The following is a 13,103-nucleotide window of genomic DNA, read 5'->3' on the forward strand; positions in this document are numbered from 1 at the left end:
AATGAGGGAAGAGAATCCTATTTAGACTCAGTAGTATTGATTTACAAAAAATGTGTTTTACCGAAGGCAAATTTTCGTTACGTTATCCTTTGTAAATAGGGATAAAAGGGTTCGATTTAATCAAAAATTGCCTCTTCGATCTTCTTATTTTTGGTTAATCAACACTACTGATTTAGATTGATGAATTCCCTTCATATTGATTAGATGTTATTTAGGCATTCTCCCAATTACAATCCGATCATGTCCTGCAAAGTCTGGTTTTACTAATACATCTTTAGCCACTCGTCTTACCATCTCAGCGACTTCAGTTCCCTGATCTGAGCCAATTTCAAAAGCAATTAGCTGAGGTCTTTCTGGTAACTGTTCAATTTGATTCGTTAATATTCGATAAGGTTGAAGTCCATCTGCCCCGCCATCAAGGGCAAGGTGTGGCTCATACTGACTTACTTGTTTTTCTAAAGTCGGAACCACTTCAGATGGAATATAAGGTGGGTTAGACACCAAAATATCCAATGAAGCTGCCGATTGGATCAATGGCAACAAATATTCTCCTTGTTTAAAATGTACCCTTGAATCTACAGAATGCTTTCGAGCATTAAAATGAGCGACTTCTAAAGCTTGTGGTGATAAATCAATCGCCGTCACATGCCAATGGGGACACTCTAAAGCCAAAGTAATCGCGATACAACCACTTCCCGTTCCAATATCGACTACATGGAGGGGCAGCTCTCCCCATATCCCTTTGGCTTCCTCTATCACTGTTTCCACTAATAATTCTGTTTCCGGTCTTGGGATTAAAACAGCAGGAGTCACCTTAAATTCACGACCAAAAAACATTTGATCTCCGAATATATACTGTAAAGGTTCATTTTGCACACGACGTTCTAACCATTTGATTAATTGTTCATATTCATTTGAGCCAATAGGATTATTCCATATCATAAAAAAACGTGTTCGATCTACTCCTAACAGACGACGCAACATCCATTCTGCTTCAAAGTTAGAAGAATCAACTTCATGCTTTCGCAAAAAAGAGGCAGCCATCTGAAAGGCTGCTCGAATGGTTAATGAAGAATCCATAGGTATCCTGATACTAAAAACATAGTTCAAGGTGTCAGCGCGTTTAAGTTTCCTGTTTTCATTCGTCTCCTCGTACCAATTACTTGCTCATACACGTTACTACAATATTTATCCTACTCATACTTACAACCATCATGTTGGATACTTCCATTTTATTTTCGCTTGGGACACTTATTCTATGTTTTGTAGCAGTTTTCCTCCCTTCTATCTTTATTTTTACCGATCCATCTTCACTTTTAAGAGGTGACCTTCTTAATCAACCGCTCATCGCTTCCCTACTCACTTCCGCCCAAAGGTATAGCGCAAAAGTCGATTCGCGACTTCCTACGGATATGACCTAGGTTTTCAACCGAACTATGAAATATGCTGTCTTAAGAGTCTACTTTGGCTAATAGCTTGGATTGTTCTTCCATAATCAAAGCATTGATGATTTCTGTTAGATCTCCATCCAACACTAAGTCCAATTTATGAAGAGTTAACCCTATACGATGATCTGTAACCCGACTCTGTGGAAAATTATAGGTACGAATTCGTTCACTTCGGTCTCCTGTACCTACCTGACTTTTACGAGCATCAGCAAGTTTTGACATTTCTTCCTGCATCTTCAAGTCATATAAACGAGCTCTTAGTACTCGCATCGCTTTATCTTTATTACTGTTTTGTGATTTTTCATCCTGACATGAAACCACAATACCTGTTGGAATGTGTGTAATACGTACTGCTGATTTCGTTGTATTTACACTTTGACCTCCAGGTCCACTTGAGCAAAATGTATCAATTCGAATATCTTTATCTTGTACTTCTACTTCTACTTCTTCCGCCTCAGGTAAAACAGCCACTGTGGAAGTTGATGTATGAATGCGACCACCTGATTCGGTCGTTGGTACACGTTGTACCCGATGAGCTCCACTTTCATACTTTAACTGACTATAAGCTCCTCGACCTTGAATCGAAAAAACAACCTCTTTAAAACCTCCTAGTCCAGTCGCATTGGCTTCTAAAAGCTCTACTTTCCAGCCTTGTCGCTCTGCATAGCGCGTATACATCCGATATAAATCAGACGCAAATAAAGCGGCTTCATCTCCACCAGCTGCGCCACGTATTTCCACAATGACGTTTTTCTCATCATTGGGGTCTTTGGGTAATAATAAAATACGAATCTTCTCTTCCAGTTCTTTTTTGCGAGGGGTTAATTCTTCAATTTCAGATTTAACTAACTCACGCATTTCATCATCTAACTTTTCTTCTAACATCATTTTTGCTTCTTGTAACTGTTCTACAACCTGTTTATATTCAAGATACGCTTGATTCTGTTCTTCTAAGCTTGCTTGCTCCTTTGAATAGGCTGTTAACTTTTTAGGATCATTTATCACTTCTGGATCACATAATAATTGACTTAACTCTTCATAGCGGCGATGGATAACTTCCAAACGATCCAGCATTGTTCTTCACTCCCCGTATATCGCTATTGATATTTTTATTGTATCTACTTATAAATAAACCATTTTATCAAAACTGCAAGTCGTTAAGATTAACTCTTGAGCAGTCAAATTTCCTTTATCATGATCAGTATCCCTGTCATTTTTTTGATTGTGAACTGATTGTATCATATCATATGTAAACTGTAGAAGAAAATCTAAGTCATAAAAGAACATATGATATAATATTCAAGTATCTAAACAAGTAAGGGGATTTCAAGATGTCAAATATTACAGCTCCTATATTGAGCAATCTATTTACATTCGGACCCATTATTGTGTTGTTTTATCTGATGAACTTCTCAGAAAAAAGACGTACGGAAAGCGAACCACAAAAAGGACAAAGTCTTGCAGTTGTTTTATATGTATGTTTAATTATTGTATTTGGTTTATTTATCTTAATTGGCCTTGCCAATCACTTACTGAGCACAATTCCAACCAATGGCTTAGAAGGACTTTTACCCCTTTCGCCCCTTGATCAGAAATCTCTTAAAATCATCGGGCTTGGCCTTTGGATCCCATCCCTTATCGCGATTATCGTTTTAATTCCTGCTGTTCGTAGAGGAATCGCCCATCTTATTCCAATCGATCCAACCAGGCGTGTCCATGCAATATCCTTATCCCTTAGCCTGCTAGTATTTATCCAACTCTTTACTACACTCGGAATCGGTTTGGACATTCTAAGTGAGACAGAACAATCTCAGAGTCTAAATGATACTTTAGCTACGATATGGTCACAAGATCTTTTACTTGTTTTACTTGGGTTCATTGGAGTCGGATGGTTAACACATCGAAATGGTAAGGAAGCCTTAGCCCGACTTGGTATCGTAAAACCAACTTGGAAACTAATCTTGCTTGGAATCATTTTCGGGGTTGTTTTTTCCTATATAGCACAGCTCCTCGAGCTTATAGCAGTTCAACTAGGATTTACAGGAGATCCTGATGTAAACAAGCTTACAGAAAAATGGCTCGGTTCATTATTCACATCAACTTTTGGTGTTATTACACTTGGGGTTGCTGCAGCATTAGGAGAGGAAACCATCTTTAGAGGAGCTATGCAACCTCGCTTCGGAATCATACTGACCGCTATTTTATTTACTTTTACCCATGCAAACTATGGTTTCAGTCTATCGGCGGTCATTGTACTTATTTTTGCGTTTGTTCTCGGCTTTTTAAGACAGCGCTTTAACACCACGTTTACCATGATTGTCCATGCTACTTATAATATGTCACTCGTTGTCTTGCCTACTCTCAATCTTTGAAGAAGTAAAAACCCCACAAGAGCTACCAGTGGGGTTTTTACTTCTTAAGTACTTCATGACAGTGACGACAGCGTGCTTCATACTGTTCTTTGGCTCCTACTTGGATGATTGGATCTTCTTCACTCGCAGGTCGACCATCAATCAAACGCTGTGTACGACTGGCTGGACCTCCACATTTCATACAGATGGCTTGAAGTTTAGTAATGTGCTCGGCAACTGCTAACATTAAAGGAGTCGGACCAAATGGTTTTCCCCGAAAATCCTGATCCAATCCTGCGCATATGACTCGTTTCCCCTGATTTGCTAGCTCCTGACAAACATCGAGAATCTCCTCATCAAAAAACTGGACTTCATCGATGGCAATCACATCCGTTTTTGGGGAAACATTCGCCAAAATCTCTGCGGCTGTATGAATCGTCTTCGCTTCAGCGATGAGTCCATTATGAGAAGCAATAGCTTCACGATGATATCGATCATCAATCACAGGTTTAAAAGCTTGAACTTCCAATTTGGCAATACGGGCTCGTCGAATGCGGCGGATTAGTTCTTCGCTCTTTCCCGAAAACATACCGCCACAAATAACTTCAATCCACCCCTCTTTTTGCATCAAAAAGGTATTATATGACATCGACGTCCTGCTACTTGAAAAACATGTGCTTATGATTTTATGAGGTTCTTGCATAAAATAGTTATTGATTATGTTTGGAACATTTTAACCTAATTGGTTGATACCGTTTTTAAATATCTTGTGGGAAAAGCCGTACCTACACAAAAAATTCGCTCTAACTAGATCTGACTACGCTATTTTGATCAAATGATGCAACATATTCTCATTTATAAAATAAACCCTTTAAATAATAAATAAATACAAAAGTCAAATTAAAATGACCCTACAGAAAAATGAAACATTCTATGCAACCTTCACTTTGCTTTAGATCAAGTAGCAGTTTGCACCTCCCACATCTTACTCAATCAAAAGTCTATCGAACCACATTTTAGCACAAAATGATAAAAAGGGATTTGGAAATATATTATGTTTCTCTCCTAATGACTGCAAAAAATAAGCAAGCACTAAGTGCTTGCTATTATTACTTGATATTGTATTTCTTTTTAAAACGATCAACGCGTCCACCAGCGTTAACCATTTTTTGCTTTCCGGTAAAGAATGGATGGCATGCAGAACATACATCAACACGTAGATTTTCTACTGTGGATCCAGTTTCAAATGTATTGCCACATGCACAGGTAACGGTTGTTAATTTATAGTTTGGATGGATAGCTGTTTTCATCTATACTCACCTCTTTCACTCACGATTGTTTTTCAATCGCCGTTAAAAACCACTGGTGTATTATATCATGAAGTCGGAACAGATCGCAAGGTAAAGAGATAGGCTTCTCTATATTACACTGATACAAAAATTTTCTTGTATAAGAAATAATAGAATAAAATGAGTCCATTAGTTCAATAAAGATAACGGATTGATCGCCTGACCATTCTTTCTTATTTCAAAGTGTAAATGATAACCGGTAGCATCTCCTGTTTTCCCCATCATACCCAATATTTGACCTGTGGTAACTTTTTGACCTTTGCTAACAAGTATACGACTTAAGTGCGCGTAGTAAGTAACCCAGCCATTTCCATGATCGATAACCACAAGGTTACCATAACTACTCGAATACCCAGCACGTGTGACTACACCATGAAGGGCAGAGTGAATAGGTGTATGGGATCGCGCGGCATGCCAAATGTCTATACCTTTATGAGGTCTACCATTACGCCAACCATACTTGCTAGTTAATGTTCCTACGACAGGCCACCTAAATACATAAGATTCCTTTCTCTCTGACACTTGCAAATTCATAACAGCTTCATCATTTTGCTGTCGAATTGGGAGAACTTTGGCTTTATGCCTATCTTCTGTTTCATCGCTTAACTGATGAGTCTTAAAAATATCCAGTGATTGCGGAACAGCGATCAATTGTCCAACAAAGATTAAATTTGACTGTTTTAATTCTGGATTGAGGTGCTTGATTAGTTGATCTGATGTTTTATATTTTTCCGCGAGTGATTCAATGGTCTCTCCCATTTTGACACGAATCCATTTCTTTAGAATAGGAATATTCAATTTTTGACCTACTCTTAGTTGATACGGGTCTTTTAGCCGATTATACTTGGCGAGTACATGATAGTCCATTCCAAAAAATTGACCAATCTGAAAAAGCGTATCGCCAGCCTTTACTTCATAAGTAAGTGGTTTGGTTTCTATCTTTGCTGCCAAATTACCATCAGCTACAGCTGTAATGGGACTTAAATACTGAACCAATGCTTCTTGGGCGATTAACTCTTTTCTTAAATCGACTTTGGAATTCTGTAGGTCTTCTGCCAACACTAATGGGGAATTTGTTGTACCCATCGCCCAAGTTGCTGAAGCGGAACAAATAGTCAAAGAAGAAGCTATAAGCTTTTTGTGGGACATTCCAACACCTCATATCAGATGATAGTTTGGGTCGACCCCATTCTAACTATATGAGGTAAATAAGTTAGATATACCAAAATTTTATTATGAAGCTGAAGTAGTTTTTAGAGGAGAGCGGGGAAGTTCCAGTGTAGCCAAAAATTCTTCATTTGTCTTACTATTTTTTAACTTTTTCAGAAAAGCCTCTACATACTCATTATTATCCGAGAGGGATTTTCTAAGTAACCACGCCTTCTCTAACTCTTCCTTACTAAGTATCAGTTCTTCCCGCCGAGTACCTGAACGTAAAATATCAATCGCTGGGAAGATACGTCGCTCTGCAAGTTTTCGATCCAAATGTAACTCCAAATTGCCTGTGCCTTTAAACTCTTCATAAATAACATCATCCATACGAGATCCTGTATCAACGAGCGCTGTAGCCAAAATGGTTAGACTACCACCTTCTTCAACATTGCGTGCCGCTCCAAAAAAACGCTTTGGACGATGAAAAGCCGCCGGGTCAATTCCTCCAGACAATGTTCGGCCACTAGGGGGAATAACCAAATTGTAAGCTCGAGCTAAACGAGTAATACTGTCAAGCAAGATGACCACATGACGTTTATGTTCCACTAAGCGCTGTGCTCGTTCTAATACTAATTCAGCCACCTTGATATGATTTTCAGGTAATTCATCAAATGTAGAACTGACAACTTCTGCTTTTACAGAGCGCTGCATATCTGTTACTTCTTCAGGACGCTCATCGATCAGTAGTACAAATAGTTCAATCTCTGGATGATTCGTAGCAATGCTATTAGCTATCTCTTTTAATAACATCGTTTTACCTGCTTTAGGCTGAGCTACAATCAGACCTCTTTGTCCTAATCCAACAGGTGAAACAATGTCCATAACACGGGTAGAGATTTTTTCAGAGCTAGTTTCTAAACGTAATCGTTCCTGTGGATACAATGGAGTTAATGCTGGAAAATGAAGTCTTTCTGCCGCAACCTCAGGATCTGCCCCGTTTACAGCTTCAACATGGAGCAAACCAAAAAAGCGTTCATTTTCCTTAGGAGCACGTACTTTTCCAGAAACCAGATCACCGGAGCGAAGGTCGAACCGGCGAATCTGGGATGCCGAAATGTAGATATCCTCTGAAGATGGTAGAAAGTTAATCGGACGTAAAAAGCCATATCCTTCAGGAAGGACATCTAAAACCCCTTCCATGAACATTAAACCATCTCTCTCAGCTTTTGCTTTTAAAATAGCAAAAATTAATTCCTTCTTTTTCATTTGGCTATAATATGGAATTTGGTATTCCTTAGCCAATTTATATAAATCCGTTAAACGGCGACCTTCCAAGTCGCTAAGTGATAATTCTTCCACGATTGCTGTCACCACGCAATTCTTCTAGATTATTTCATAACCAAATTCGGCTTTTTCTCTAGGCGATGGGTTCCTTCTATAAAGCGAACTGTTCCTGTTTTCGCGCGCATAACTAGAGAATCGGTTGTAACAATGTTCCCCTTATAGCGAACCCCTTTTAATAATTCTCCATCAGTAACACCTGTAGCTGCAAAAATAGCATCTTCTCCACTTACCATATCTTCCATACGCAATACTTTTTTCGGATCTAGTAGTCCCATTTTTATACATCGTTCATACTGAGCTTCGTCTTCAGGTACTAGGCGACCTTGGATTTCCCCACCTAGACATTTCAAAGCGACAGCAGCAAGTACTCCTTCTGGAGCTCCACCCATTCCAAATAAAATGTCTACACCCGTATCAGGAAATCCTGTATTTACTGCTGCAGCAACATCCCCATCCGAAATCAACTTAATCCTTGCACCAGCTTTACGGATCTCTTCAATTAGTTTAGCATGCCTTGGACGATCAAGAACAACAGCCACTATATCTTCTATATCCTTTCCAGTTGCCCTAGCCACAGCCTTTAGATTGTCCTCCACAGATGCATCAAGATCAACTTGTCCGATCGCTTTTGGCCCTACAGCAATTTTTTCCATATACATATCAGGTGCATGCAATAAGCCACCTCGATCAGATATAGCCACGACAGATAAAGAGTTCCAAAGCCCTTTAGCTACGATATTGGTTCCTTCAAGAGGATCTACAGCAACATCTACTTCAGGTAAGTAACCAAGCCCTAAACGCTCACCAATGTATAGCATAGGAGCTTCATCCATCTCTCCTTCACCGATCACAACGGTACCTCGCATAGGAATGGTATCAAACACTTTACGCATTGCAGAAGTTGCTGCATCATCAGCTTCATTCTTTTTGCCTAACCCCATCCAACGTCCAGCTGCAATCGCGGCTGCTTCTGTTACTCGAACAAGTTCCATTGTTAAACTTCTTTCCATACACGTTCATCCCCTTTTTTTAAGTACCAGTATGACATAAAGTCCAAAAATAGTGTAACATATTAATAAATCATGTTACACTTTATCTTTTTATATCTTTACACCTAGAGACTGGAATTTGGGGACTAATCTTTCATATCCACGTTCGATTTGTTTCCACCCAACCAGTGTTGTTTCCTTGTTCGCTAATAAGCCCGCAATTAGTAAAGCAGCAGTCGTATGTATATCTTCTCCATAGACTGTACTACCCATCAGCTTAGTAGGTCCATTAATAATCGCTGATCGACCTTCAAGGCGTATTTTCGCTCCCATCTTTACTAGTGGGTTAATATGGGAAAAACGGGATAAATGAACGTGCTCGGATACCAAGCTGGTTCCTTCGGCTTGAGTTAAGAGGACAGTAAATAGCGGTTGTAAATCAGTAGGAAAGCCAGGATAAGGAAGTGTTTTTACATCCACAGAAGTATATCTATGATTTCCTGAAACGATAAGCGTTTCGTCATCTTCTTGGATTAAGACTCCCATCTCTCTAAGTTTAGCGGAAAGGGGCTCAACATGCTTAGGAATAATTTGCCCGATTTGTACATTTCCGCGAGTAGCTGCTGCAGCAATCATAAATGTTCCAGCTTCAACCCGATCGGGAATCACTGTATGCCTACAACCACTTAAATTTCGAACCCCTTTAATGCGAATAGTATCGGTTCCAGCTCCTTTAATCTTTGCTCCCATCGAGCTTAACAGAATAGCCACATCTATAACTTCAGGATCTTTCGCAGCATTCTCAATGATTGTTAAGCCTTCGGCGAGTACTGCAGCCAACATGATATTAATGGTTGCTCCGACACTTGCCTCATCCAAATAAATTCGCGCTCCACTTAGTCGGGAGGAAGATAAGTGAATTTGACCTTCTGTTTGTGTTAAATTCGCTCCAAGTGCTAGAAATCCTTTTAAGTGAAGATCAAGAGAGTAAAAGGCATCTTCATAGCCATTAGGCATTCTTAATACAGCTTCACCAAATCGTCCGAGAAGCACACCCATTAAATAACAGGTAGCCCCGATTGGCAATGATTTTCTACTCGGTAATGATAATGAATGAACACCTCTTGGGTCAATCATCAAATCATTACCAGTAAATTCCACCTTAGCACCCATCTCTTGAATTAATTCCAAATAAGTCATGACATCGCCAATTTGCGGGACATTTTCCAAAATACACGGGGCATCAGAGAGTAATATGGCAGGAATTAGGGCAAGAGCACTATTTTTCGATCCACTGATCTGAACGCTTCCAGAGAGTGTCTGACCACCTTTGATCACCAGTTTGTCCATATATAACCTCTTCCTTTAGACGACAAGTGAATGAATTTGGCGGAAGGTACCCATCATACCTACCGCCAGTAAAGATGCCACCCTACCCAGTTACCTTCTTCCAGTCTGCTTCAAACTTTTCAATTCCTTGGTCGGTAAGAGGGTGCCTTACAATTTGTTTCAGTACTTTATATGGTACTGTGGCAATATGTGCACCATTTAATGCTGCTTCTGTTACATGGACAGGATGACGAACACTTGCTGCTATAATCTCAGTTTTAATGTTATGGATATCATAGATCTCTGCTACTTGCCGAATCAACTGCATTCCTTCTTGTCCTATATCATCTAGGCGACCAATAAATGGACTCACAAAAGTAGCCCCAGACCGGGCTGCCATTAACGCCTGATTTGCTGAGAAAATCAAGGTAACATTTGTTTTAATCCCTTTTTTAGCAAAATGATGGACAGCTTTTAACCCTTCCAATGTCATAGGTACTTTAATAGTAATATTCGAAGCGATTTGCGCTAATTTTTCTCCTTCTTCTATCATTCCTTTTGCTTCACGGCTGATAACCTCAGCACTAACCGGTCCATCTACAAAACTAACGATCTCTTGTAAGACATCTTCAAAAACACGACCTGACTGCGCAATCAAGCTAGGATTGGTAGTAACTCCTGCAAGGAGTCCTAATTCATTTACCTCACGAATCTCTTCAACGATTGCTGTATCAATAAAAAATTTCATTTTTGCACTACTACTCAAACATAGGCAATGAAAAAAGCTGATGACTTCTTATTTATCTGTTGATCCATCGGTACTTTTATTCTGCAAAAACCTATCCAATTCTAATCAGAGTAGGGAAACAAATCCGTTCACATACATGTGACGAATCCTAAGTCTGAAAAAGCTTTGATCCGGTCATAATACCTTGTAATATAAAATGAAAAAGAATGGAAATTTTCCACTTATCTCCTGACTAACTAATCGCAATAATTTAACAGATTTATTGCCCATGTTTTAAGTAACAGTGTGACACCTCCTCAGATAATGTTCTATAGATAAAATCATTTCACCTTCATATGTTTGATCATACTTTTGTTTAGTTACAATTCCTAAATGATTTAACAAGTACCCTTGCTGTAAAAAGAAGAAGGAGGCATTTTCGCCTCCTTTCTACATCTCATTCAATGTTAGGAAGCAAGGAAAACTATAAAAGAAAATTTATTAAGCCTTACCTGAGCTTCCAAAGAGGCGCATTTTTTGTTTCACGACTTCTTTAATGGCTTCACGGCCAGGACCCAAATATTTACGTGGGTCAATCATATCCGGATTAGCTTCTAAAAGTTCACGAATGACTTTTGATGAAGCAACTTGGTTTTCGGTATTTACATTGATTTTCCCAACACCAAGTGAAATTGATTTGACAATAGCTTCGTCAGGTACACCTGAACCACCATGTAAAACGATCGGTACTTCAATATTTTTACTGACTTTCTCAATGATATCAAACCGAATTTTTGGCTCCCCTTTATACATACCATGGGCAGTACCAACAGCAATCGCCATCGCATCTACTTTCGTTTCCTCCCAGAAGCGAATCGCTTCTTCAGGATTTGCTAATTTCGCATCTTCATCTGCTACATTTAAATCATCTTCTACTCCACCGATCGTACCTAATTCAGCCTCGACAGAAACTCCTGCAGCATGAGCAGCTTCTACTACTTTTTTAGTTAAACGAATGTTTTCTTCAAAAGAGTAGTGTGAACCATCAAACATGACGGAAGAGAACCCTGCACGAATACACTTTATAACCATTTCATAGCTACTACCATGATCTAAGTGGAGTGCAACAGGAAGCCCCGACTCTTCAGCAGCTATTTTAGCTAAAGCAACCACATTATTTAATCCCATATAGCGAATTGCACCTTCACTAGCACCAAAAATGAGCGGAGAACGTTCTTCAATCCCTGCCTGAATGATAGCCTGTGTAAATTCCAGGTTATTCATATTAAATTGTCCTACAGCAAATCCTTCTTTTTTAGCACGTGGTAAGAAATCTGACATAGGTACAAGTGGCATAGTTTATATAGACCTGCTACTTAAAAATCTTGCTAACCATTTCTAAGAGCTTATATCAATAACCATATCCGAACAGTCCACTAAAAAATATATATCCCTCATTAACAACTCTTAGATCAGCTTAAGTAGCAGATCTCCCTCCTTTTATTTTTTTATAATTGGACTGCTCCTAATTTATCAATCATGTTATATTTCCATTTTGTCATTATAACACTATCAATCAGACTCTTCATCATTTCCTTAGTTGTAAAATGGCCCTAGCTTCATCAGGGGTAGCAACTTCTCGATCCATTTCCCGGGAAATACGCACAATCCGTTCTACAAGTTTTGCATTCGATGTTAATTCACCTTTCCGGTAGTAGATATTATCTTCTAAACCAACTCGTACATGACCACCTAAAACAATACCCAATACAGCCATTGGTAACTGATAGCGACCAATTCCAGCGACTGTCCATGTGGCATCACTTGGTAACTGTCTAACTAGATGGAGCAAATTCTCAGGTGTAGCAGGAATCGCACCTGGAACTCCCAGAACAAGGTCAAAATGAAGATGCCCTGTCACATATCCTTTTTTAACTAAATATAGGGCATTAGCTATCATACCCACATCAAAGATTTCAAATTCTGGTTTCACACCATATTTTTGCATTTCCTTAGCAAAAGTAATCAGCTGATCAGGCCCATTCATAAACACACCTGATCCAAAATTGACTGTTCCGGTGGAAAGAGTAGCCATTTCTGGACGAAGAGAGACCGGTTGTATGCGCTCTTCAGAAGACATACCGACTGCTCCACCTGTTGATACTTGAATAATGGCATTACAACGCTTTTGAATCTCCTCCATAGCTAAACGGTATATCTCTCGATCCTGTGTCGGATTCCCTTGTGCATCCCGAACATGAATATGGACGATTGAGGCACCTGCTTCACATGCTTCTGCTGCTGCAACACCTATCTCCTCTGGTGAAGTAGGTAAATAGGGAGTATCCTCCTTCCTAACTTCGGCACCGACTAAGGCAGCCGTAATGATCAATTTATTCAAGGTGATTCCTCCC

12 protein-coding genes are annotated in these 13,103 nt (G+C 39.4%); 1 reads left to right on the plus strand and 11 read right to left on the minus strand.

What is annotated here, in order from left to right; all coding sequences use genetic code 11:
- Positions 1 to 207 precede the first annotated feature (207 nt).
- Both prmC and prfA read right to left on the minus strand, forming a co-directional pair.
- On the minus strand, positions 208 to 1,080 hold the full coding sequence (prmC, locus tag DL897_RS11590; protein WP_113659315.1) for a peptide chain release factor N(5)-glutamine methyltransferase: 873 nt from the start codon (positions 1,078 to 1,080) through the stop codon (positions 208 to 210).
- Between the two features lie 371 nt (positions 1,081 to 1,451).
- Positions 1,452 to 2,522, minus strand: a complete 1,071-nt coding sequence (prfA, locus tag DL897_RS11595; protein ID WP_113659316.1) for a peptide chain release factor 1 — start codon at positions 2,520 to 2,522, stop codon at positions 1,452 to 1,454.
- 257 nt (positions 2,523 to 2,779) lie between these two features.
- Here prfA and DL897_RS11600 point away from each other — a divergent pair, with 257 nt between their 5' ends.
- Positions 2,780 to 3,820 carry a CPBP family intramembrane glutamic endopeptidase gene (locus tag DL897_RS11600; RefSeq protein WP_113659317.1) on the plus strand — a complete coding sequence of 347 codons (1,041 nt, stop codon included), beginning with the start codon at positions 2,780 to 2,782 and terminating at the stop codon, positions 3,818 to 3,820.
- 37 nt (positions 3,821 to 3,857) lie between these two features.
- On the opposite strand, the gene DL897_RS11605 is transcribed toward DL897_RS11600, so the two are convergent.
- The 9 genes from DL897_RS11605 to kce form a co-directional block, all read right to left on the minus strand.
- Positions 3,858 to 4,448: a thymidine kinase gene (locus DL897_RS11605; protein ID WP_240627406.1), complete on the minus strand. Its 591-nt coding sequence runs from the start codon at positions 4,446 to 4,448 to the stop codon at positions 3,858 to 3,860.
- A 460-nt stretch (positions 4,449 to 4,908) separates the two neighbouring features.
- Positions 4,909 to 5,109 carry a 50S ribosomal protein L31 gene (gene rpmE, locus DL897_RS11610; RefSeq protein ID WP_113659318.1) on the minus strand — a complete coding sequence of 67 codons (201 nt, stop codon included), beginning with the start codon at positions 5,107 to 5,109 and terminating at the stop codon, positions 4,909 to 4,911.
- Between the two features lie 168 nt (positions 5,110 to 5,277).
- The gene (locus tag DL897_RS11615) at positions 5,278 to 6,297 is read right to left on the minus strand and encodes a M23 family metallopeptidase (protein ID WP_113659319.1); all 1,020 of its coding nucleotides are present in this window, start codon (positions 6,295 to 6,297) and stop codon (positions 5,278 to 5,280) included.
- 84 nt (positions 6,298 to 6,381) lie between these two features.
- Positions 6,382 to 7,662 carry a transcription termination factor Rho gene (gene rho, locus DL897_RS11620; RefSeq protein WP_240627420.1) on the minus strand — a complete coding sequence of 427 codons (1,281 nt, stop codon included), beginning with the start codon at positions 7,660 to 7,662 and terminating at the stop codon, positions 6,382 to 6,384.
- Between the two features lie 26 nt (positions 7,663 to 7,688).
- Positions 7,689 to 8,654, minus strand: coding sequence for a class II fructose-bisphosphatase (gene glpX / locus DL897_RS11625; RefSeq protein ID WP_113659320.1), 966 nt, complete (start codon positions 8,652 to 8,654; stop codon positions 7,689 to 7,691).
- 90 nt (positions 8,655 to 8,744) lie between these two features.
- Entirely contained in the window at positions 8,745 to 9,983 is a 1,239-nt protein-coding gene (gene murA / locus DL897_RS11630) for a UDP-N-acetylglucosamine 1-carboxyvinyltransferase (protein WP_113659321.1), read from the minus strand.
- A gap of 82 nt (positions 9,984 to 10,065) precedes the next feature.
- Positions 10,066 to 10,710 (minus strand): fructose-6-phosphate aldolase, encoded by a 645-nt coding sequence (fsa, locus tag DL897_RS11635; RefSeq protein ID WP_113659322.1) that lies wholly within the window; start codon positions 10,708 to 10,710, stop codon positions 10,066 to 10,068.
- A gap of 480 nt (positions 10,711 to 11,190) precedes the next feature.
- A complete protein-coding gene (gene fba / locus DL897_RS11640; RefSeq protein WP_113659323.1) occupies positions 11,191 to 12,045 on the minus strand; it encodes a class II fructose-1,6-bisphosphate aldolase in 855 nt (284 codons plus the stop codon).
- Between the two features lie 232 nt (positions 12,046 to 12,277).
- Entirely contained in the window at positions 12,278 to 13,090 is an 813-nt protein-coding gene (gene kce / locus DL897_RS11645) for a 3-keto-5-aminohexanoate cleavage enzyme (RefSeq protein WP_113659324.1), read from the minus strand.
- Positions 13,091 to 13,103: the final 13 nt, after the last annotated feature.

Origin of the sequence: Thermoflavimicrobium daqui, assembly GCF_003313465.1 — a bacterium.
In the GTDB taxonomy this organism is placed as follows: domain Bacteria; phylum Bacillota; class Bacilli; order Thermoactinomycetales; family Thermoactinomycetaceae; genus Thermoflavimicrobium; species Thermoflavimicrobium daqui.

Coding starts and splice junctions, on each gene's coding strand:
- fba (WP_113659323.1), bottom strand. CDS start 12,045: ATGCCACTTGTACCTATGTCAGATTTCTTACCACGTGCTAAAAAAGAA.
- rpmE (WP_113659318.1), bottom strand. CDS start 5,109: ATGAAAACAGCTATCCATCCAAACTATAAATTAACAACCGTTACCTGT.
- murA (WP_113659321.1), bottom strand. CDS start 9,983: ATGGACAAACTGGTGATCAAAGGTGGTCAGACACTCTCTGGAAGCGTT.
- prfA (WP_113659316.1), bottom strand. CDS start 2,522: ATGCTGGATCGTTTGGAAGTTATCCATCGCCGCTATGAAGAGTTAAGT.
- glpX (WP_113659320.1), bottom strand. CDS start 8,654: ATGGAAAGAAGTTTAACAATGGAACTTGTTCGAGTAACAGAAGCAGCC.
- fsa (WP_113659322.1), bottom strand. CDS start 10,710: ATGAAATTTTTTATTGATACAGCAATCGTTGAAGAGATTCGTGAGGTA.
- DL897_RS11605 (WP_240627406.1), bottom strand. CDS start 4,448: ATGTCATATAATACCTTTTTGATGCAAAAAGAGGGGTGGATTGAAGTT.
- prmC (WP_113659315.1), bottom strand. CDS start 1,080: ATGGATTCTTCATTAACCATTCGAGCAGCCTTTCAGATGGCTGCCTCT.
- DL897_RS11615 (WP_113659319.1), bottom strand. CDS start 6,297: ATGTCCCACAAAAAGCTTATAGCTTCTTCTTTGACTATTTGTTCCGCT.
- DL897_RS11600 (WP_113659317.1), top strand. CDS start 2,780: ATGTCAAATATTACAGCTCCTATATTGAGCAATCTATTTACATTCGGA.